The sequence below is a fragment of the Paludisphaera borealis genome, assembly GCF_001956985.1.
Taxonomy (GTDB): domain Bacteria; phylum Planctomycetota; class Planctomycetia; order Isosphaerales; family Isosphaeraceae; genus Paludisphaera; species Paludisphaera borealis.
In genome coordinates this window covers 5,427,836-5,450,333 of the sequence record NZ_CP019082.1, presented here as the reverse complement: position 1 = coordinate 5,450,333, position 22,498 = coordinate 5,427,836, and the positions used below count along the sequence as shown (strand labels likewise).

The following is a 22,498-nucleotide window of genomic DNA, read 5'->3' as shown; positions in this document are numbered from 1 at the left end:
AGGATAGACCTTGATGCGGCGGTTACACACGCGAGACTCGTGCCGGCCGGAGCGTTATGGGCGGTGGACCACAACGGGCAGACCGGACCAACCTCAGGTCGACGTCGTCGCCACTCGATTGACTTCGACGCGTGCTCCTACATGACGAACTCGAATTCCGTGGGGTCGAACCGCCCTTTCTCCGCGATTTTTCGACACCATTTCTGCAACTGCGACGCGCTGGCATGCGTATTGACGTAGATCAGCCCGATCCGTGCCTTCGATCGTTGGAACTCAGCTTCGTCAACCGCGAGCACGGAGTTCAGTGTCTCCTCCGTGGCAAGCCGGTTCAGGAGGCCCGGGCTTGCCGCCTCGAACTGGGTCAACAGCTTGACGAAGGCGTCCTTCCAGTTGGTGACGGGTTGCTCGACGCCTCGAAACCGAACCTTCACGGGTCGACGGTTCGCCGGCGGCTTGAGATCGCCAGGAGCCGTTGATCGGCCGACGTCTTCCCAGATCCGGAGCGCACGGGCTGCGAGCGAACGCCCCCGGGCGCGGATGGCGTCAGGGGTCCATCGCTCGATCTCGGCGAAGTAGAGATTCAGGTCGAAGTGACTCTTGAGAAGCTCGCCCCGCTTGACGCTGTACGGCTTGTTCGACAACTCGGCGTTGTAACCCGTCAGTGTGAGGTTCCCGAGCGTGTGCAATAGTTGATTCGATTGGCTCGCCGCGTCGTCGCCGAGCTCAAGTTTCCACTCTGAGGTCATCTCCTGCGGCAAGACGTGTTCGATCGTCGCTCCCGCCATCCGGACCGGCTCCTTGTGATCGAAAGACTGTTCCAACCGCTCCAGGATGAGCCGAAGTCGCACGATCTTATCCGCGCTCGAATAGAGCGGTTCCGACGCGAGCGACGCGGCGAAAGCTTCATCGTCGGGACAGCGCTTCCCGCTGAGTTCTCGTCGGAGCCCGTCGATGAACGCCGGGCCGGCACCGCCCGCCGCATCGAAGACAGGGGGCAGCATCCGCCGCAATTGGTTAGTGGGCAGATTGCAGATCGCGCGACGAACAACGAATGCTTCAAGGAGATCGAGAGTCTGGAAGAGCTGGTCTCGACTGAGCGACTCGGCGTTGTAGGCGTCGAAAACGCGGAGCAGGAACGGGTAGGCCACCGTGACCTTCAACCGGCGGATACGATCGAGCTTCCGCGCCAGGTCGTCGTCGGCTTCTCGCTTTGCATTGAGGAAGCTCGCGTAGTACAGCCCGTGGCGATGCAAGTCCTTCAAGAACGATTCGGCCTGGACGGGGGACGAATGCGCCAACCGATCCTTGAGCTCGAAGTAGACGTCCGCCTCCTTGAGGATCTTCCCCTCCTTCATGAGATAGTGGCGCACGAATTCCGTCAGATCGCCGTCGAGCGCCTCCTGAATCGGCAGCCAGTACGTCTTGAAGAGGCGTTCCTGCTCGCCGACGTGAACCCGCATCAGCAGGAAGTTGCGTATCAGGTCGGCGGGAGTCAGCTTCTCTCCCTTGGCGTTGAGGCTCTCGAAGATGAGGTGCGGATTGTCATGCTCGTCGCAGACGATGCTGACGAGCGAGAAGCCGTCCACGACCGCCTTATGGATGGCTTCGAGTTGATCGCGATCCAGGCGATCGAGCCGTGAAACGAAGAATTGGTAGCAAGCGAACAGGGCGGTTTTCGGACCTTCTTCTTGCCGGATGATCGCACCGAAGGCCGCACGATCGGCCTGCGTGGGAAGAACCTTCAAGCGTTCCTCCCCCTGCTCATACTGGTTCGTCAGATACTGGCCGTCGATCCGGTCGTGTAGCGTCGTGTTCCCCGATCGCCCCGCCAGATCACGAACGGCCGCAAGCAGAACTTGAATGGTCGTGATCCGTTGTTGCCCATCGATCAAGAGGTATTTACCAACGCCCTGGGGCACCGACTTCGCCGGCGTGGTCACGATCGAACCGAAGAAGTGGGGACGGCCGTCCTCGTGCCGCGACTTCTCGAGAATGTCCGTCCAGAGCGTTTTCCACTGCTTCTCGGACCAACTGTATGGACGTTGGAAGAGTGGAACGACGTATTGCTGAGTTCCCTCGACCAACTTGCGTAGCTTCGTCTCGGTAGCCTGCATGATATCGACTCATGAAAGGTTGGATGCTGTCGCCGTCTCATGAGGATTGTAGCCGGCCGGAGGTCGCCACTCACCGAATTAGCCTGGGTTATTCATGCCCACTGGGGTAAGGCTTTGCTTCTGAGTCTGAGGTCTAACATGGACAGGAACTAACCCGGCCCCCCAGACCGACCGCAGGCGGCCACAACGTCAATGAAAGCCGACGATCAGAAACGGAAATACGGAGTACATTCATGATGGGGCAATCTGCAACGCCCCTCGGCTCTTTTCCAATTCGAGGGTGGTGTGACCGAGGTTTCGCGTTCGCGGAAGCCGACCGCCGTTGAGGCTGGGCGGACGACGTCGACCGTGAAAACCGCGCGATCGAAGCCAATCCGCCAGAGACGTAGGCCCGGGGCGAGACGGCCGGTGAGGCGGAGGTGACGGGGGACGATCAAGGCCGGAAAGCGCGTGTTTTCCGCGCGATCGAAGCCAATCATCTTCTCCGTCGCAAAGTCATTCCGAAACACGTTTTAGACTCGATCGAACGGCGGATTTCGGCCGACGAACGAACCCAATTCGGGGCTCCCCCGACAAGGGTGTCGCGGGCGGGCGGGGCGTGGGTTGGAGGGCCGAACCGGGGGGAACAGGGCGGCGGAACGGGTCGTTTTTTGAGCGAGCGAAGCCAATTTCCCGATCGGCTGGTGAACGGTCCAACCGAGGGCGAACAGGGTGAATAGGGCAAATACAGCGACCAGGAAGATTTCGATGACTTCACCGACTTTGCGGAATTCGCAACCAGGACAGCCCGCCAGAGTAAGCAGATCGAGATAACAGGGAATCGCCGGAAAACTTGTCTTATCCGCGAAGCGGCGATCGCCGACAATAAAGCCGGTTCTCCGGGTTGTCCTCGTGATGCAAGGAATGACGTCGTTATGTCGAGCGCGGCTGACGCGGAGCCTTCGGCGGCGATCGCGATTCGAGGGGCGCGGGTGCATAACCTCCGCAACGTCGACCTCGACGTCCCCCGCCATCGGCTGGTCGTGCTGACCGGGGTGAGCGGGTCGGGGAAGAGTTCCTTGGCCTTCGACACGATCTTCGCCGAGGGCCAGCGGCGGTACATCGAGTGCCTTTCGAGCTACGCCCGGCAGTTCCTCGACCAGCTCGAACGCCCCGACGTCGACCAGATCGACGGCCTGCCGCCGACGGTCGCGATCGACCAGCGGGCCGGTCAGTCCAGTCCCAGGAGCACGGTCGGGACCCTGACCGAGATCAACGACTACCTCCGCCTGATGTATTCTCGGCTCGGGGCCCCGCACTGTCCCAACTGCGGCCTGCCGATCCACAGCCAGACGCCCGAGCAGATGGCGGCGACCGTGATGGCCTTCCCGCCGGGCCGCCGGCTGATGGTCCTGGCCCCACTGGTCCGGGCGAAAAAAGGGGCGCATGCCGAGGTCTTCCAGGCGATCCGCCGGGCGGGGCTGATCCGGGCGCGGGTGGACGGGGAGGTGGTCGAGGTCGCCGACGAGCCTCCCAAGCTGGCCAAGACCAAGAACCATTCGATCGACGCCGTGGTCGACCGGCTGGTGATCCGCGAGGGGATCGGCCCCCGGCTCGCCGAGAGCCTCAACATGGCGCTCAAGCTCTCCGAGGGGCTCGTGACGATCACCGCCGAGGTCGACGGCGCATGGCAAGACCACTTGCTGAGCATCCACCTCGCCTGCCCCGGCTGCGGGACCAGCCTGCCGACGCTCGAACCGCGGGCGTTCAGCTTCAACAGCCCCCAGGGGGCCTGCCCGACGTGCGAGGGCCTGGGGATCGTCCCGGACGGATCGATCGAGGGCGAAGGGGACGACGATGAGATCCCCTGCCCCGACTGCCAGGGCTCGCGACTGCGGCCCGAAACCCGCTCGGTGCGGATCGACGGCCGATCGATCGACCAGGTCTTCGACATGGCGATCGACGAGGCGAGCGGGTTCTTCGAGCGCCTCAGGTTCGCCGAGGCCGACCAGGCCGTCGCCACGCCTTTGCTGCGGGAAATCCAGGGCCGGATAAGCTTTATGTCCAACGTCGGGCTCGGTTACCTGGCGCTCGGCCGGGGCTCGCGGACTCTTTCCGGCGGCGAGCTTCAGCGAGTCCGGCTGGCGACCCAGCTCGGCTCGGGCCTCGTGGGGGTCTGCTACGTGCTCGACGAACCGACCACCGGCCTGCACCCGCGCGACACCGGCCGGTTGCTCGCCGGCCTCCGTGACCTGGAGGCCCAAGGCAACAGCGTGCTGGTCGTCGAGCACGACGAGGCCGTGATCCGGGCCGCCGACTGGATCGTCGACATCGGCCCCGGCGCCGGCCCCGACGGCGGGACGATCGTCGACTCCGGAACTCCTGATCACATAGCGAGTTCAAGCGTTTCGATCACCGGCCGCTATCTCCGTGGAGACGTCCCGACGACCCGACGCCAGACCGAGCGGCTCGGCCAGACGCCCGGGTGGATCACGATCCGGGGGGCGAGCGTCCATAACCTGAAGGGGGACGAGGCCCGCATCCCCCTGGGGACGCTGACCTGCGTGACGGGCGTGAGCGGGTCGGGCAAGAGCACCCTGGTCCACGACGTGCTGGCCCGGGGCTTCCGCCGCCGCGACCGGCCCTCGGCCCGCGAGCTGCCGGGGCTGGGCCAAATCGAAGGCTGGGAGCCGCTGACGGCCTTGATCGAGGTCGACCAGTCCCCCATCGGCCGAACTCCCCGGTCGACCCCCGCGACGTTCACCGGGGTGTTCGACCAGATCCGCCGCGTCTTCGCGACCACCCGCGAGGCCCGGATGCGAGGCTACGGCGCCCCCCGGTTCAGCTTCAACGTAAAAGGTGGCCACTGTGAGACTTGCGAGGGCCAGGGGCGTCGCCGCATCCCCATGCAGTTCCTGCCCGACCTGTTCGTCGTCTGCGAGGAGTGCCAGGGCAAGCGGTTCAACCGCCAGACGCTGGAGGTCCTGTTCAAGGACAAGTCGATCGGCGACGTTCTGAACCTCCGAGTCGACGAGGCCCGGGCGTTCTTCGACGCCCAGCCGCGCGTGCTCCCCGGGCTGATCGCCCTCCACGACGTCGGCCTTGGCTACCTGACGCTCGGCCAGTCGAGCACGACCCTCTCGGGAGGCGAAGCCCAGCGCGTGAAGCTGGCCGCCCAGCTCGGCCGGCCGACATTCGGCAAGAACCTGTACATCCTCGACGAGCCGACGACGGGCCTCCATTTCGCCGACATCGACCGGCTGCTCGCCATCCTCCACCGCCTGGCCGACCAGGGCGAAACCCTCGTCGTCATCGAGCACAACCTCGACGTCATCGCCACCGCCGACTGGGTGATCGACCTCGGACCCGACGCCGGCGGCAACGGTGGCCGGATCGTCGCCATGGGACCGCCCGACGCGATCGCGAAATCCCCCGAAAGCCTGACCGGAAGGTACCTCAACGATCGACCGCCTAAGTAAGCACACGGGGGTCACTGAAAGACATCCTGTCGCGTTCCCTCTTGTTGAGCCGACTGATCAAGGGTAAAGATGCGATGCGATCCGATGGCTGGATCCATGCGAGGTGGAGATCCCATGAACTGCGACGATCCCCCGGCGAAGCCCCGATCGGCTGGCCTCCGTACTGCTCGCCTCACGACGACGATCGTAGTTCTGATTTCAGTATGTTTGCATTCACCTGCCATGGCGGTGAACGTGAACGAGGGTCGAGCGGCGACGAGGCGTCCACCCAACCTGCTGTTGATCGTGACCGACGACCAGTCGGCGCTCACCCTGGGGACGGAGGGAGACTCGCACGGGGCGACGCCGCATCTGGACGCCCTGGCCCGGCAAGGGGTCCACTTCGATCGGGCGTACTGCAACTCGCCGTTGTGCACGCCGAGCCGGCAGTCGTTCATCAGCGGCAAGCTGCCCCACGCCACCGGAGTTACTCGACTGCTCACCCGGCTGCCCGACGACGTGAGGACGCTCGGCCACTCGCTGGGCGAGCGCGGGTATCGGACGGCGGCGATCGGCAAGATGCACTTCAACGGCCCCTCGTCCCACGGCTTCGAGCTGCGGCGCGACTATCCCCACTGGCTGAAGCATCTCGACCGCCACCCGCCGTCCGGCGGCGACCTCCGCAAGCCCTGGAAGCCGCTGATAGACCCCGCGCCGGTGTGGCTCAACGCGCGGGTCGAGGACGCCGGTCTGCCGGCCGAGGCGATGGACGCGAACTATTTCGTCAACCGGTCGATCCGGTTCATGAAGGAGCAGCCCGACAAGCCGTTCGCGCTGGTGGCGAGCTTCTACGAGCCTCACGCGCCGTTCCATTTCCCCCGCGAGTGGCGGGGCCGTTACCGGCCCGAACAGTTCACCGGGCCGAGGATCTCGGAGCGGGAGCGGGCCGAGCTGCCGAAGATCTTCCAGGACCTCGGCGACGCCGACTATCGAGGAATCCAGGCCGCCTACTATACGTCGGTCGCGTACGTCGACGAGCAGATCGGGCGGCTGGTCCGGGCGGTCGACGACGAGGGGTTCGGCGACAACACGCTGATCGTCTTCCTGAGCGACAACGGCTACATGCTGGGCCAGCACGGACGGGTTGAGAAGCACTGCTTCTACGAGCCTTCGGTCCGCGTGCCCCTGATCATGCGGTGGCCCGGCCGTCTCCCGGCCGGACGTCGCGTCCACGACCTGGTCGAGCTGGTCGACGTCCTGCCGACGGTCCTCGGCTTGCTGGACGTCCCGGTCCCCCCCGGACTGCACGGAATCGACCTCTCGGGGCTCGCGGCGGGCGCTCCAGGCGCGCGGGGGCGGGAGGTGGTGTTCAGCGAATACCCCGAGAACGAGGAGGCGATGGCGCGTTCCGATCGTTACAAGCTGATCGTGGGCTCGGGCCGCCGCGTCCGCAAGGACGGCTACGCCACCGAAACGCCGCTGCCCGGCCCCTACGAGCGGCTCTACGACGAGCAAGTCGACCCCGACGAGACGCACGACGTGGCCGCCGATCCTCGACTGGCCGGGGTCAAGCAGGAGCTGCTCGACAGCCTCTCGCAGCGGTTCATCTCGACGTGGAAGGGGCCCGAGGCGATTCCTCAGGGCCTCTCCCAGCGCGAGACGATCCACTGGTGCCTCATCCCCCGCGACAAGCCCAACCCCGGTTTTCCAGGGCATCTGTAGGGGCTTGCAGCGGACAGATACAGATGGGGATCCTTCCCCAAAAGGGCTCCTTGCCTCTGTCTTCCGCGATGCTCAGTTCTTCTTACCCATCAAGGTATTCAGAATCAGCATTTCGAGCTGCTCGTACTTGCGGGCGGCGCGAAGCTCCTCGACCTGCTTCTCATCGACCGAGCGGACGATGTCGAGAAGGCGGAGGAACATGGTCCGGGAGTTGGCGAGATGGAGGGTCGAATCCTCGAACGTGGTCGTCCGCATGGCCTTGACGTCGAGGCCGACGCATTCGCCGTTCTTGCCGTATCCGGCCTTTTCCAGGACCCAGACCTGGTTGAACGCCCGGCGCAGGTCGACCGAGCCGAAGACCTTGTCCTGGTCGTACTTGAGGCCGTTCTGGTCGTTGAGGTGGACGCTCCAGAGCTTGTCGTGAAAGAGGGCGAAGGCCATGTCGTCGGCCGGGTCGAGGCCCGCCAGCAGCGAGTGGGCGGTCTCGATCAGGACGCCCGAGCGGCTGGGATCGATGGTCTTGTAGCCGATCGCCATCATGTGGCCGACGGTCGGCAGGTAGGCGTGGTCGACCGGCTCGTTGGGCTTGGCTTCGCCCATGATGCGGATTTCCTTGTCGTGCTCCAGAAGCGCGTTCCAGGCGTCGACGATCCGGGCGTGCGCCGTCTTGGCGCACTTGGCCTCGCGGATGTAGGTGCCTTCGCGGGCCAGCCAGAGGACGTAGTTCTTGCAGCCGACTTCGCGGGCGAGGTCGGCGCACCGCTTGGCCCGATCGATGGCGTACTTGCGGTCGGCCGGGTTGTTCGAGGTGAACGCGCCGTCGACCGTGCGGGGGTCTTCCCAGAGCCGGGGGGCGATGATCTCGACGAACAGCCCTTCGCCGTCGAGGATCTTCTTGACTTCGGCGGTGCCGCGGAGGGTGGCCTGCCAATCCAGGTCGGCGGGGACGATGTCGTCGTCGTGGAACTGCACCGCGTCGAAGCCGAGCTCTTTATAGGCTTTCAGTTTGCGCGCGTATTCCATCTCGTTGCGCACGGTCGGTCCGAACGGGTCGGCACCGGTGCTGATGTTCCAGGGGCCGAACGAGAAACGGTAGGTCGTGGGCGAACTCATGCGTCTAGAAACTCCACTGTCTGTCGGCCGCGGGCTGTCGCGGCCCCACTTGCGGGTAGGCGTTGCAACGAGTCGAGAAGAGCGCGCGGGCCCGGCGGGGCTCCGCATGGTCGCGGGCGAGCCGCCGCCGTTTCGCACCCGATCGTCACTCCACTCTTACCCGAAGCTCGCGAAAGGCTCAATGGTCCTGTGACCGACGACCCTCGATCGTCGGCCGCGCCCGAGCCCGGCGATCGGGGGAGAGCCGCGTTGACACGGCTCTCGGCCAGCGGGGATGATCCAAGGTATCGTGGCGCGGCCCGAGTCGGCCGCGGATTTCCAGGCGGAGGGGACGACCCGGATGAGGCTCTGGCATCTCACCGTCGCAATCCTGGTGCTGGGAATCGTCCTGAGCGTCGTTCGCGACCCCGTCGGCCGGGTGGCCCTGATCGTGTTCGTCACGGCGTTCGGCGAGGCGGCCCTGGGCCTCACGGCGGTCATGGCGCTCTTCCAGACGATCGGCGCGATCGGCATGGCGCGCGGCCTGCTCGACCACGCCGAGGCCGTCGCGGCGACGACGCTGGTCCTGGTCGCCGCCACGGCGATCATGTCGTTCTGGCTGTTCATGGGCGCCTGGCTGATCCAGGCGACCGTGCCCTGACCTGAGCCGATGCGACGCGACGCCGGCCCGCCCGGCCCTCCGACGATCCCTCCTCGAAGTGAACAGGCGAAGCTCAATGACATCGACTTACGTCCCCGAAAAATTCCCGCCCCGATGGCTGCCGGAGAAGGTCGAGCTGAAGACCTGGGAGCAGATCGAGCCCTGGTACAAGAAGCTTCTGGCGATTCCAATCGACACGGCCGAACAGCTCGAAGCGTGGCTCACGGCCGCGGGCGAGCTGTCCGCGGCCGTCGGCCAGGAAGGCGTCGCGCGGTATGTGGCGATGACCTGCCAGACCGACGACCCCGACCGCGAGGCCGCCTACCTGAGCTTCGTCCGCGACGTCGAACCGAAGCTCAAGCCCTACCTGAACGAGGTCCGCAACCGCTATCTCGACGCGCCGGCCCGCGCTGGACTCTCGGAATCGCGGTACCATGTGTTCAATCGCTCGCTCGAAAACCGCCGCGCCCTGTACCGCGAGGCCAACATTCCCCGCGAGACCGAGCTGGCCGAGCTGGAGCAGCAGTACCAGAAGACGGTCGGGGCGATGACCGTTGAATTCCAGGGTCAGGAGCGGACGCTGGCGCAGCTCTCGCCGTTCCTCGAGCAGACCGACCGCGCGGTCCGGCAAGAGGCGTGGGAGCTGGCCGCGCGACGGCGGCTCGCCGACCGCGACGCGCTCGACGAGCTGTTCGACAAGATGAAGGCCCTGCGCGTCGAGATCGCCCGCGAGGCGGGGTTCGACGACTACGTCGCTTACGCCTTCCGCAACCGCGAGCGGTTCGACTACACGCCCGCCGACTCGATCCGGTTCCACGAGGCCGTCGAGAAGACCGTGGTGCCGCTGGCCCGGGCGATCCAGAAGGAACAACGCAAGAACCTCGGCGTGCCGTCGCTGCGGCCCTGGGACCTCTCCGTCGATTCGCTGGGCCGGCCGCCGCTCAAGCCGTTCGACGACGTCGCCCGGCTCGCCGAGGGGGCCGAGGCGATCTTCCGCGAGGTCGACCCCGAGCTGGGCGCGCAGTTCGGCTACCTCCGCGAGCACAGCCTGCTCGACCTGGCCAATCGCAAGGGGAAGGCGCCCGGCGGCTACCAGACGACCTACGAGGCCGACCGGCTGCCGTTCATCTTCATGAACGCCGTTGGCGTCGACTCCGACGTCCGCACGCTGCTGCACGAGGGGGGCCACGCCTTCCACACCCTGGCGTCGCGGGGAGAACCCCTGGCCGCCTACCGCGAAAGCCCGCTCGAGTTCTGCGAGGTCGCCTCGATGAGCATGGAGCTGCTCGGCGCCAAGGGGCCCGACCCGTTCTACGACCAGCCCCAGGCCGAACGCTCGTACCGCAAGCTGCTCGAGGGGATCGTCACCATCCTCCCCTGGATCGCCACGGTCGACGCCTTCCAGCACTGGCTCTACAACCATCCGGACCATACCCGCGACGACCGCCGAAAGGCCTGGCGCGGGCTGATCGAACGGTTCGGCGGCGAGGTCGACTGGTCGGGCTATGAAGACGCGCGCGACCACTCGTGGCATCGCCAGCTCCACATCTTCCTCTACCCGTTCTATTACATCGAGTACGGCATCGCCCAGCTCGGCGCGCTCCAGATCTGGAAGCGGAGCCTGACCGACCGCCCGGGCGCGGTGGCCTCGTACCGCAGCGCCCTGGCCCTGGGAGGCTCGAAGCCCCTGCCCCAGTTGTTCGAGGCCGCCGGCGCCCGGTTCGGCTTCGACGAAGAGCTGATCGCCCCCCTGATGGCCGCGATCGGCGACGAACTGGGCCGCCTGGCGCCGTGAGCCCGGGTTGAAGCCCCCGGATTCAAGGCCCGAAACGCACAAGCGAGTGATTCGAGGGAATTCACTCGCTTGCGCTTCGGGCTTGGATTCCGATCCTTACGACTGCCCGCGCTACGCGCCTTCGCTTTCGTCGTCGAGCGGCTCGGGGATCGGCGGACTGTCCTCGGTCTGAAGGATCTCCTCGGAGAAGTGAGACCCCTCGATGAGCTGCTCCGCCTCGTGGTTGTGGTGGTGCGACGCCGGGGCTGGGAAGAAGCTGTAAAGCACCGGCATCAGATAGCGGGTGAGGAACAGGGTCACGAGCATGCCGCCGACGACCACGATCGCCAGCGGCTTCTGGGCTTGCGAGCCGATCGATTCCGCCAGGGCGGCGGGCAAGAGGCCGAGCGCCGCAGTGAGCGACGTCATGACGACCGGCCGCACCCGCAGCTCGGCCCCGTGCATGATCGATTCGCGGACCGGCATGCCGCTGGCGCGCATCTGGTTGAAATACGAGATCAAGAGCACGCCGTCCTGAACGGCGACGCCGAAGATCGAGATGAAGCCGACGGCCGCCGAGATCGAGAACGGCGTGCCAGTCAATTTCAAGGCCCAGACGCCTCCCATCGTGGCCGCGACCACGTTGGCCATCACGAGCATCGCATCCTTCATCGAGCCGAAGGCCATGTACAGCAGGATCACGATCAGCCCGATGGAGAGGGGGACGATCCAGAGCAGCTTGGCGTTGGCCTGCTGCATCTGGGCGAACTCGCCCGACCAGACGATCGAGTAGCCGCGCGGGAGCTTCGCCCCGGAGGTCGGGTCGTCGACTTGTTGCTGGGCGTCGGCGATCGCCGACGCCAGGTCGCGGCCGTGGACGCTGAACTTGATCGGAATGTAACGTCGGTTGTTCTCGCGGTAGATGTACGAGGCGCCGGGCTTGTGCGGCGAGATCTTCGCGAGCTGGGCCAGGGGGACCCGGTAACCCGCATTGTCCCCCTGCTCCGGAACCTCGACCGTCAACCGGCTGATGATCTCGGGGTCGTCGCGCAACTGGTGGGGGAGCCGCAGGACGATGTCGTAGAGCTTCTCGCCCTCGACCATCTGCGAGAACGCCTGGCCGCCGACGGCGACCTGCACGGCCTTCTCGACGTCGGCCACGTTGATGCCGTGGCGGGCGCAGGCGGCGCGGTCGATCTCGATCTCGAGGTTCGGCTGGCCCACGATGTGGAAGAGACCGACGTTCTCGATCCCCGGCACGTTCCGCAGCACGTTGACGACGCGCTGGCCCGCTTCCTCAAGGGTGTGCATGTCGTTGCCGAACAGCTTGACCGAGTTCGCTCCCTTGACGCCCGAGAGGGCCTCCTCGACGTTGTCGCGGATGAGCTGCGAGAAGTTGAAGTTGACGCCTGCGAAATTCTTGAACCGTTCGGCCATCTCGGCCTGGAGCTTCTCCCGGGTCATCCCGGGGCGCCATTCTTCCATCGGCTTCAGGGGGACGTTGAACTCGATGTTGAAATAGGTGGTGACGTCGGTGCCGTCGTCGGGCCGGCCGAGCTGCGACATCACGCCGCGGACCTCGGGCGACTCGGCGATCGCCGCGCGGATCTTGGGCGCGATCTGGGCCGACGTTTCAAGCGAGACGGTGCGCGGCATCACCGCGCGAATCCAGAGGTTGCCCTCTTCGAGCTGGGGCATGAACTCGCCCCCCAGGGTCGGGATCAAGACCGCCGTCCCCGCCAGCAGCGCCAGCATCACGGCCATCGTCGCGTACCGCGCGTTGAGCACGCGGTTGAGCGCCCGCAGGTAACGCCGCTTCATGATCCGGTCGACGAACGTGTCGACCTCGTGGTCCTTGTTCTGGAAGAAGAACGAGCAAAGCACCGGCGCGAGCGTCAGGGCCAGCAGCAAGGCGCCGAGGATCGCGAACGCGTAGGTGTTGGCCATCGGGCCGAACAGCGCGCCTTCGGGCCCTGACATCGAGAACAGTGGAATGAAAGCGCAGATGATGATGGTCGTCGAGAAGAAGAGTGCGCGCTCGATCTCGTTGGAAGCTTCGATGATCCGATCGATGAGCGGTCGCGAGCGGTCGGCGTCGTGGGCCGTCAGGTGGCGGTAGATGTTCTCAACGATGATCACCGAGCTGTCGACGATGATCCCGAAGTCGACCGCGCCGATCGACAGCAGGTTGGCGGACTCGCCGCGGATGTAGAGGATCGTGATCGAGAACAGGAGGGCCAGGGGGATCATGATCGCGACGATCCCCGCGCTGGCGATGTCGCCCAGGAAGATGAACAGCACGGCGACGACCAGCGCCATGCCGACGACCAGGTTGTGCAAGACGTTGTGCGTGGTGACGTCCACCAGGTCGGTTCGCTGGTTGAAGACCTTGATGCTCATCCCCTCGGGCAAGAGCTTCTCCTGCTCGATTTCCTGGAACTTCTTGCGGACCTCCTTGGCCGTGGGGAGCGACTTCTCCCCCTTCCGCATCAGGACGATGCCCTCGACCACGTCGTCGTCGTGGCCTCGGCCGACGATCCCGAGCCGGGGCCGCGAGCCGATCACGGTCGTGGCGATCTGCTTGAGATAGACGGGCTCGCCGTTCCGCGAGGTGATCACCACCCGGTTGAGGTCTTCGAGCTTCTCGACCTCGATCTCGAAGGCTCGCGACGCGTTCCCAGGCTCGAGCGGGTCGACCCCCTTGCCCAGCAGGCCGATCGCCCGGACGTTGTGCGCCTGGCTGCCCAGCATCAGGACGTCGCCGCCGACGTTGGCGTTCGAGCGGTTGATCGCGTCCTCGACCTGCTGCATCGTGACTTCGTACTGGCGAAGAAGACGCGGGTCGACCAGGATCTGGTACTGCTTCACAGTCCCGCCGAACCCGGTGACGTCGATGACGCCGGGAACGGTCTTGAGCGCCCGTTCGAGCACCCAGTCCTGGACGGCCTTGAGCTGGTTGAGCGTGTAGCGGTCGCCGTCGAGCACGTAGCGGACGATCTCGCCGGTCGGGCTCCAGGGCGAGAGCGACGGCGTCACGCCGGCCGGAAGGTTGTTGACGAATGTGATCCGGTTGATGACCTCCTGGCGCGCCTCCCAGTAGTCGGTGCCGTACTCGAAGATGCACTTGATGTCGTTGAGCCCGGCCAGCGACGTGCTCCGCAGGTACTTGAGCCCATGCATGCCGTTCAGCGCGGTTTCGAGCGGGATGCCGACCAGCCGCTCCATCTCCTCGGGGCTCGCGCCGGGGTTCTGGGTGATCACCTCGACCAGGGGGGGCGTCGGGTCGGGGTAGGCCTCGACGTCGAGATACATCGCCGAGTGGATGCCGGCGGCGATCAGCGCGGCGACGCCCAGCAGCACGATCAGGCGGTTGTGAAGGCTCCACGAAATGATCGCTCGTACCATGAAACGCCTTCCCGAACGAAGAAAACCGCCGCGCCGGCTCAGGAGGAGCTCGCGCAACCCCGAATCAACCGCCGATCATAACGCCTATCGACGGGACCGTAAACCAAAGGCTCGCGCCGCGCACGCTACGCCGGTTCTTAGTACGTCGCAGATCCGGTCGGCGGCTGATCCCTGTTCGCAGAATCCTCGAGACATGCTAACCTGGAACCGAGAAAGTCGATACGAACCCGCGAGGCTTCCGGTTCGTATCACCTGATTGGTGACCGCTCCCACCTCGACGGCCTCCTTCCGACGGGCTCGATCGCGATGAAGAGGAACGACCAGACCATGACGACCATCGGCGACCCGTCCGCGACCCATCCCCGACCCGACTCCGCGCGCGCGGGTCATGGCGGCGATCCCTCGAAGGGGAGTCGCCTCGGCTGGATCCTGAAGCTTCTGATCGTCGTCGCCTGCGTGGGAGGCTTCGCCTACCTGGAGCGGACCGGAAAGCTGCCGAAGCCCGTGCAAGACGCGTACGAGCAGGCCAAGGGGCTCGTCCTGCACACGGCGGAACATTCCCCCCCGCCCGATCCCCGCGACGCGCGGGCACCCTCGAAGACCACCTGGCACGGCCTCGTCGAAGTCGACGACGACCAGATCGAGGCGCTCTCCCTCAAGGTGGTCGCGGTCCGGGCGCAGACCGACCCCATCAAGCTCGAACTCACGGGACGGACGGCGTACAACGAGAACTCGCTGACCAAGATCCGCCCCCGCTTCGACACCCTGGTCGAGGGGGTGCTCGCCGAAAAAGGCCGGCGCGTCAAGAAAGGCGACCCGCTCGTCGCCCTCTTCAGCACCGAGCTGGCCACGGCCAAGAACGCGTACCAGACCAACTACGTCCAGTGGCAGCACGACCTCCGGCTCCTCAAGCTCCGTGAAAAGCTCGTCAAGACCGGCGCCATCTCCGAGCAGACGTTCGTCGACACCAAGAACGACGAGAGCAAGAGCCGGCTCGGCTACTACACGTCGTGGGAGAACCTCCGGGTGCTCGGCGTCCCCGACTCCGAGATCGAACCCCTGATCGCCAACCTCGGCGAGGCGCCCACCGCCGAACACCTGCTGAACATCGCCGACAAGGCCAAGATGACCCTTCGCTCGCCCGTCGACGGCATCGTCGTCCAGCGCGACGTCGCCCCCGGAAACCTCTACGACAACTCGAACGTCCTCATGGTCATCGCCCCCGTCGACAAGCTCTGGGTCATGGTAAACGTCTACGAGCGCGACCAGTCCAAGGTCGCCCTGGGCCAGCGCATGACCATCCAGTTCCCGTTCCTCCAGAAGACCGCCGCCGGGGTCGTGGAATACGTCGCGAGCGAAGTCTCGAAGGATTCCCGCGCCGTCCAGGCCCGGGCCTCGATCCCCAACCCCGACGGCTCGCTGAAAGCCGACATGCTCGTCCGGGCGGTGCTCGACGTGCCTCCCATCCCGGGCCAGACTGTCGTCCCCAGGCTGTCGATGGTCGTCATCAACGGCGACGACTACGTGTTCGTCCGCAAGCGATCGGAAAGCGGCCCGGAGAAGCGGTTCGAGCGCCGAAAAGTGGTCGTGGCCCAGGAGAGCAGCGACTTCGTCATCATCCACAACGGCCTTGAGGCCGGCGAGGAAGTCGTCACCAACGGCAGCCTGATCCTCGCTCAGCTCTATGAAGACCTCCAGATGGTCAATACGGGGATGCCGCCCAACTGACCGCCGTCGACTGGGCGCTTCACTCCACCCGGTCGAGGCGGCCCGGCCTGACGAACCGTCGCAGCAAGCCGCGAAGCGTGGCCGAAGCGCGATCGCCGGCGACCACCGGCGCGTCGGACTCCGGATCGACGGGAACCAGCCCGGTCCACGACAGCCGGTACGGCCAGCCGCCGATCGCCGCCGAGCGGTTGAACTGCTCGGCGATCCGCAACGCCCAGACCGTCCCCCAGCGGTCGCGGAACCAGACCCAGATGCGGTCGATCTCGTTGCGCCCCGGCTCACTCGATCGCTTGCAGCCGAGCCGGGCCGTCCAGAAGCTCGCCCCGAACAGCCAGGCGGCGGCCGTCCAGCAGTACGCGCGCCAGGCCGGCGGCCACTCGGTCGATCGCAGGCCCAGATACTCCACGATCAGGCCGAGCCCCAGAACCACTGCGGCGCGGAAGTGCGTGGAGAGATAGTTGGCCGTTCCCGCCAGAGCCAGAAACCCATAAAAGATCGTCCAAGGCGAGTCGAGCCGGAGAACAGCCAGGCCGTCGGCCTTGCGCATCCGTCCCGATCCTTCCAGCCAGGGAATCAGGAAGACCACCAGCAACAGCGCCATCAGGAGCGCCCAGACCCGATCCCCTGGCCGTCGCGCGTTGAGGACCGAGGTCAGCCCCGCGAGGACCGCCGTCGTCATCACATAAGTGATCCGCCCCGACATCGGACGTCCGGACGCCGGCGATTCGGTAAGCGCCACGACCTGCGCGGCGATCCCCAGCCCGAGCACGATCGCCCCCCAGACGAGCGCCCCCCGCAGCGCCGTCCCTTCCGCGTCCCGCCACGCCGCGGCCCACGGTGCGAACGCCGTCGCCAACAAGAGCATGACCGTCAGGGGCGCGACCTCGAGGCCGAGCCCTACACCGATCCCCGTCCCGCCGATCAGCAACCAGACCGCCCGCGCCGACGAACTCCATCCGCCGAACATTCCCAACCCCCTGCAACCTCTGGAACTTCAAACGAATCGATCGATCGGAAAACGGCTCGCGTGAGACGTCACGATGATGGGAATTCCGCCACGGACGTCGCGCGACTCGCTTCGAGAGTCTAACCGATGGTTGCGACGAGGGTCATCGGTTGGGGGTCGCCAATGGTTGCTTGCGCTCCGTGATCGAAGGACTCACCGAGGCCATCTCTTCATTCAACGCCACGAACTCTTTCCATTCCTCGGGCACGTTCGACTCGTGAAAGATCGCCTCGACGGGGCATTCGGGCACGCAGGCTTCGCAATCGATGCAATGCGCGGGGTCGATGAAGAGCATCCGTTCGCCCTCGTGGAAGCAATCACACGGGCAGACGACGACGCAGTCGGTATACTTGCAATCGAAGCACGGTTCGGTCACGACGAAGGCCATGGCTTCCTCCTCGACAAGAATAGTTTCTCGAACGATCAGGTAATGCCCTCCGCTTCATCCCGGCGGCCAGGGCGATCTTGAAAATGCTGAAAACGACCTGATCGGCGGCTCGCGGGATCAGGAGTGATTCGTGTCGGCGACGGACCAACCTCCGCACTCCTGGAGTTCCTTCGACCTGCTGGAGCGGTCGCGAGGCGGCGGCGACGCAGCCGCCGCGGCGTTGTTCGCGCGTTACTTCGCCCGGCTGACCTCGCTCGCGAAGAGCCGCCTGCCTTCGCAAATCGCCAGTCGGATCGATCCCGAAGACGTCGTGATGTCGGTCTTTCGCAGCTTCTTCGTCGATGCGCGGGACGGCCGGTACGTCCTCGGCCGCAAGGGCGACCTGTGGCGTCTGCTGGCCGCCATCACGAAGCACAAGCTCATGCGGCAAACGCGGTTTCACCGGGCCGATCGAAGGTCGATCGATCTCGACGCGCCGCTCGAACAGATCGACGAAACGCGGCTCGTCCGTCTGCTGGAACCCACGCCGGAGGACGCAGTCGACCTGGCCGATCTGCTGAACGACTTCACTTCAGGCCTGAGCCCGCTCGACGGGCACGTTCTGGAACTCCGGATGCGGGAGATGCAGATTCCGGAGATCGCCCGAGAGGTCGGGTGCTCCGAGCGAAGCGTCAGACGGTCGCTCAGCCGTCTCCGTTCGAGCTTCCTCGACCGTCTTTCCTCTGACCAGAACGGACTCGCGCCCGACGTGGAGACGCTTCCCAGCGCCCTGCTCGACCACGGCGATTTCTTGCTGCAACGGATGATCGGCTCGGGGAGGATGGGGAAGGTTTTCAAAGCCTGGCAGCGCGGCGAGGACCGACCAGTCGCCGTCAAGTTTCTCCGCAAATCGCTGATCCACCACCCGGGAGCGGTGCGGCGTTTCCTGGCCGAGGCGCAGACCATCGCCGAACTGCGGCATCCGAAGATCGTCGGAACCCATGGGCTCGGCCGGACTCCCGGCGGTTCGTACTTCCTCGTCATGGAATACGTGGCGGGCTCGAACCTCGACCTCCACACTCGGCGTTCCGACGTCTCGTGGCGTCAAGCCGTGGTCTGGGTCGTCGAGACGTGTCAGGCCCTTGAGCACGCTCATGCGCGAGGCATCGTCCACTGCGACCTCAAACCGGCGAATCTCCTGATCGACGAGAACGGCGGCGTTCGGGTCACGGATTTCGGACTCGCGCGGCACCTTTCCGATCCCACGCCCCGGACCGTCCATATCGAAGGGACCGCCCCATACATGGCGCCGGAACAGGCGTCGCGAAGCTGGGGGCCGATCGACGCGCGCACCGACGTCTATGGGCTGGGCGCGGTCCTGTTCGCCTTGCTTACCGGCCGTCCCCCCTGGATCGGCGGAAGTCTGCCTGAAGTGCTCGCCAAGGTCGTCGGCGACGAGCCCGTCGTCTCGCCGGGGCTCATTCGCCCCGACCTCCCCACGACGGTGGTCGACGTCTGCCGGAAGTGCCTCGCGAAGCGGCCGCGGGATCGCTACGGCTCGGTCATGGAGGTTCGCGCGGCCCTCGTTCCGCTCATCGAGGAGCGTTAGGAATCCGCGAGGACCTCCGCCGATCGGACCCTTCGCTTCAGGACGCCATGTCGGCGGTCATGGCGAAGGGGGGCGCGGATTTGCGGGGGCGACGGGCGGCCTTGAAATCGGCTTTGTCGATCTGATAGCGGCGGAGCTTCTCGCTGATGCTCCGGCGGGAAAGCCCGCAGTGCTCGGCGCACCGATCGATCCGGCCCCGGTACTTTTCCAGGACGCGGAGCAGGTAGGCGCGCTCGATCCGCTGGGTGAACTCGTCGGTCAGCTCCTGGAGCGGGCGAAGGTGGTCGAAGTCGAGGCTGAACGGCTCCTCGCGCTGGGGGACGATCTCGTCGGGGAGGTTCTCGGGCTCGATCACCGGACCGGGGGTCGTCACCACCATCAGCTCGATGACGTGCTCCAGCTCGCGGATGTTGCCGGGCCAGTCGTAGCGGAGCAGCCGCGACAGCGTCGCCCGCGACATCGTCTTGGCGGGCAGCCCGCGCTCCTCCATCTTGTGCAGGAAGTGGTGGACCAAAAGCGGCACGTCGTCGAGCCGGTCGCGGAGCGGGGGCAGGTCGATCGACACCACGTTCAGGCGGTAATATAGATCGCTGCGGAACTTGTTGGCGGCGACGGCCTCGGCCAGGTTGATGTTGGTCGCGGCGACCACGCGGCAGTCGGCCTGGATCGACTCGGTCCCCCCCACGCGCTCGAACCGGCCGTCCTGAAGCACGCGGAGCAGCTTGGCCTGCATGCCCAGGGGCATCTCGCCGATCTCGTCGAGGAACAGCGTCCCCCCGGCGGCGACCTCGAACCGCCCCCTCTGCTGGCGGTCGGCCCCGGTGAACGCCCCCCGCTCGTGGCCGAACAGCTCGCTCTCCAGCAGGTGCTCGGGCAAGGCCGCGCAGTTGACGGCCACCAGCTTGCCGCGCCGGCGTAGGAAGTCGCTCTGGTGGATCGCCTGCGCCACAAGTTCCTTGCCCGTGCCGGTCTCGCCCGTGATCAGGACCGTGCAGGCCGACGAGCCGACCCGCTCGACCCGGGCGAAGACCTCGGCCATCCGCCGGCTCCGCCCCAGGATGTTGTGGTAGGCGAACCGACGGCGCAGCTTGTTGCTCAAGTCGGCGACCTCGTCGATCAGCCGGCGATCCTCGAGCGCCTGGCCGACCAGGATGTCGAGCCGGTCGGCGTCGATCGGCTTGAGCACGAAATCGTAGGCGCCGAGCTGCATGGCCTCGACGGCCGACTCGACGGTCGGCTGGCCGCTGATGACGATGATCGTCACCGGCAAGTCGCGCGAGCGGATCTCACGGATCAGGTCGAGGCCCGTCACGCCGGGAAGGGCCAGGTCGGTGATGACCAGGGAATACGGACGATCGACCAGCAGCTCCAGCGCCGAGGTCCCATCGTGGGCCAGCGTGATCTCCCGACCGGGACCGGCGAGAATCTGGGAAAGCTGCTGACAGTAAAGCTCGCTGTCTTCAACAACGAGGATGCGTCGATCCATGGCGCCCTCATCCAGTTGAGGCGTAGTCAAATCCTGTTGTCGAGCCGAGGCCCGAGCCACCATGATGCGAAAGAGCACGAGGCGCAGTCCGGCTCTGTCGACTCAACGATTACTCTAGCGACTCACCCAACCCTGTCAACCCGAAAAATCCGGCGAACGCAACCTCACCGACCATCCGCCGAAACCGCGCCGCTTCGACGTCGACACGTCCCCTTGAAGCCCTCGCGCCGCTTCAGCTCGCGGAGGAAAAGGAGATTGGCGCCGCCTATTCCAGCTCGATTGCGGCTCCCGACTCACGCATGGAACCTCTTCTCGTCGTGACGCCCAGCCGCCCGGCTTTCCTCCTCGCGATGGGATGAGTCGCTCCGATGACTCTATTACATGAGCGCACCTGAATGATCCCCGGCGTGGTTCCTCCTCGGCGATCAGGTCGAGGTCCGCCGGCCAAACCGCGAGAACCCGCAGGCCCATCCAAATATCGATGTCGGCTTGATTTTCAAAACCGAATCACCTAGTCTTACGACACTCGTTGTGCAGGCAGCCTTCAGGTCGGAAGCTGGGATCGGGTGATGCGTTCGTCGCTCCCCGCTCAGCCTGGCTTGTTCTCAATCGTTGGGTCGCGCTGTTCGTCGTCGATTCGTCGACGCCACCTGGCCGCCCCACTCTTGCAACTATTCGTTCGTCATATCGCATCGCCTTTTCAAGCTCGTCGCCGAGCATGACGCGGCGTAAGGCCCCGTCACGCATTCGACGACCGCCGAGCGAGGCGATCGGTTCGAGGCTGCTTGCGGCTGGCTTCATGAATGGGATGTGGATGTCGGTTCGCCGGTTTTCCATGGGGGTCGATTCGTTCTCGGCACCCGCGGCAGCCCGGTTTCTTTCCTGCCCATTCCTCTCCACCTCAGTTCAAGGAAAGACCAAAGCACATGCATTCATCGAAACGTCGTGGCTTCACGCTGATTGAATTGCTGGTCGTGATCGCGATCATCGCCGTCCTCATCGCTCTCCTCTTGCCGGCCGTGCAGTCGGCCCGCGAGGCCGCCCGTCGCGCCCAGTGCATCAACAACCTCAAGCAACTGGGCTTGGCGGTTCACAACTACCACTCGCAGCAGAACGTGTTCCCCCCGCTGATGGGGAACTTGTCGAACGCGGCGTACAACGCGACCGGCGATCCCTTCCCGTTCGACTGGACTGCTTCGATCCTGCCGAACATGGAGCAACAACCGCTCTACAACGCCGCCAACTTCACGCTCCACTCGAATGCGGCGTGGAACTTGACGCCCCAAAACAGCACGGTGATCAATTCGCGGGTCTCGATGATGATGTGCCCGTCCGAGAGCTCGAAGATGCCGACGGTTGGACAGGGCTGGAAGAACTACGTCGCCAACATCGGCGGCCCCGCCGTCAACAGCGGCTGGTCGGGGCTTTTGGTGATCATGCGGGGCGATCCGAACAACAATCCCGGTCAGCCCATCGGCCCGGTCAATTTCAATTGCGGCAGCTTCGGGGTCGAATCCGTCACCGACGGCACCTCCAACACCGCGCTCTTCAGCGAGACCCTAGTAGGTACGGGTCCCCCGATGAACGCGGTCACGATCGCCACAGCTCAAAGGAAATCGACCATCCTGTTCATCAGTGGAATGAACCTCCCCATGGACCAGGGAGCGTCTCAGCCTCAGGCGGCGCAGAATTTCGTCGCCACGTGCAAGGCGCTCCCGGGAACCACGACCGGCTTCGGTCCCAGCTCACCGGTGACCGGCAACGCCTGGCTCGGCGGCAACGCTAACTCGTGCTTGACCTGGGATTCCTACAACCACTGGATGCCCCCCAACGGGATCGGCTGCTACAACGCGGCCGACGGCAACAGCAGCGGCTGGGGCAACCCAAACGACGCCATGCCCCCCAGCAGCAACCATCCGGGCGGCGTGAATATGTCCATGGGTGACGGCTCGGTTCGCTTCATCAAGGACTCCGTCAGTCTCCAGGCCTGGTGGGGGCTCGGCACCCGCAACGGCGGTGAAGTCATCAGCAGCGATGCGCTCTGATCGAGCGTCATCAATCCCGACATCACCACGCCGAGGAGTTCGCGGCGAATCG

The 22,498-nt window shown here is 65.4% G+C and carries 13 protein-coding genes; 7 read left to right on the top strand and 6 right to left on the bottom strand.

Annotated elements, in window-relative coordinates; all coding sequences use genetic code 11:
* Nucleotides 1-137: 137 nt before the first annotated feature.
* A complete protein-coding gene (locus tag BSF38_RS21005) occupies nucleotides 138-2,114 on the bottom strand; it encodes a DUF262 domain-containing protein (RefSeq protein WP_076348920.1) in 1,977 nt (658 codons plus the stop codon).
* 914 nt (nucleotides 2,115-3,028) lie between these two features.
* Here BSF38_RS21005 and uvrA point away from each other — a divergent pair.
* Nucleotides 3,029-5,572 (top strand): excinuclease ABC subunit UvrA, encoded by a 2,544-nt coding sequence (uvrA, locus tag BSF38_RS21000; RefSeq protein WP_076348918.1) that lies wholly within the window; start codon nucleotides 3,029-3,031, stop codon nucleotides 5,570-5,572.
* Between the two features lie 234 nt (nucleotides 5,573-5,806).
* Nucleotides 5,807-7,273 carry a sulfatase family protein gene (locus tag BSF38_RS20995; RefSeq protein WP_168189425.1) on the top strand — a complete coding sequence of 489 codons (1,467 nt, stop codon included), beginning with the start codon at nucleotides 5,807-5,809 and terminating at the stop codon, nucleotides 7,271-7,273.
* Between the two features lie 72 nt (nucleotides 7,274-7,345).
* Here BSF38_RS20995 and BSF38_RS20990 read toward each other — a convergent pair whose 3' ends face one another.
* On the bottom strand, nucleotides 7,346-8,386 hold the full coding sequence (locus tag BSF38_RS20990) for a TIM barrel protein (RefSeq protein ID WP_076348914.1): 1,041 nt from the start codon (nucleotides 8,384-8,386) through the stop codon (nucleotides 7,346-7,348).
* A gap of 274 nt (nucleotides 8,387-8,660) precedes the next feature.
* Here BSF38_RS20990 and BSF38_RS20985 point away from each other — a divergent pair, with 274 nt between their 5' ends.
* Together BSF38_RS20985 and BSF38_RS20980 are read left to right on the top strand one after the other, a co-directional pair.
* On the top strand, nucleotides 8,661-9,026 hold the full coding sequence (locus BSF38_RS20985; protein ID WP_237170551.1) for a hypothetical protein: 366 nt from the start codon (nucleotides 8,661-8,663) through the stop codon (nucleotides 9,024-9,026).
* Between the two features lie 76 nt (nucleotides 9,027-9,102).
* Nucleotides 9,103-10,821, top strand: coding sequence for a M3 family oligoendopeptidase (locus tag BSF38_RS20980; protein WP_076348912.1), 1,719 nt, complete (start codon nucleotides 9,103-9,105; stop codon nucleotides 10,819-10,821).
* 111 nt (nucleotides 10,822-10,932) lie between these two features.
* On the opposite strand, the gene BSF38_RS20975 is transcribed toward BSF38_RS20980, so the two are convergent.
* Entirely contained in the window at nucleotides 10,933-14,205 is a 3,273-nt protein-coding gene (locus BSF38_RS20975; protein WP_076351233.1) for an efflux RND transporter permease subunit, read from the bottom strand.
* Between the two features lie 306 nt (nucleotides 14,206-14,511).
* On the opposite strand from BSF38_RS20975, the gene BSF38_RS20970 reads away from it, so the two are divergent.
* Entirely contained in the window at nucleotides 14,512-15,933 is a 1,422-nt protein-coding gene (locus tag BSF38_RS20970; protein ID WP_237170550.1) for an efflux RND transporter periplasmic adaptor subunit, read from the top strand.
* A 19-nt stretch (nucleotides 15,934-15,952) separates the two neighbouring features.
* On the opposite strand, the gene BSF38_RS20965 is transcribed toward BSF38_RS20970, so the two are convergent.
* Together BSF38_RS20965 and BSF38_RS20960 are read right to left on the bottom strand one after the other, a co-directional pair.
* Complete coding sequence (locus tag BSF38_RS20965; protein WP_076348910.1) at nucleotides 15,953-16,900, bottom strand: hypothetical protein; 948 nt, start codon at nucleotides 16,898-16,900, stop codon at nucleotides 15,953-15,955.
* A gap of 142 nt (nucleotides 16,901-17,042) precedes the next feature.
* Nucleotides 17,043-17,327: a ferredoxin family protein gene (locus tag BSF38_RS20960; RefSeq protein ID WP_076348908.1), complete on the bottom strand. Its 285-nt coding sequence runs from the start codon at nucleotides 17,325-17,327 to the stop codon at nucleotides 17,043-17,045.
* 130 nt (nucleotides 17,328-17,457) lie between these two features.
* Between BSF38_RS20960 and BSF38_RS20955 the strand changes: the two genes are divergently transcribed.
* Nucleotides 17,458-18,915: a protein kinase domain-containing protein gene (locus tag BSF38_RS20955; RefSeq protein WP_076348906.1), complete on the top strand. Its 1,458-nt coding sequence runs from the start codon at nucleotides 17,458-17,460 to the stop codon at nucleotides 18,913-18,915.
* A gap of 37 nt (nucleotides 18,916-18,952) precedes the next feature.
* On the opposite strand, the gene BSF38_RS20950 is transcribed toward BSF38_RS20955, so the two are convergent.
* Complete coding sequence (locus tag BSF38_RS20950; protein WP_076348904.1) at nucleotides 18,953-20,401, bottom strand: sigma-54-dependent transcriptional regulator; 1,449 nt, start codon at nucleotides 20,399-20,401, stop codon at nucleotides 18,953-18,955.
* Between the two features lie 926 nt (nucleotides 20,402-21,327).
* Here BSF38_RS20950 and BSF38_RS20945 point away from each other — a divergent pair.
* Entirely contained in the window at nucleotides 21,328-22,446 is a 1,119-nt protein-coding gene (locus BSF38_RS20945) for a DUF1559 domain-containing protein (protein ID WP_076348902.1), read from the top strand.
* Nucleotides 22,447-22,498: the final 52 nt, after the last annotated feature.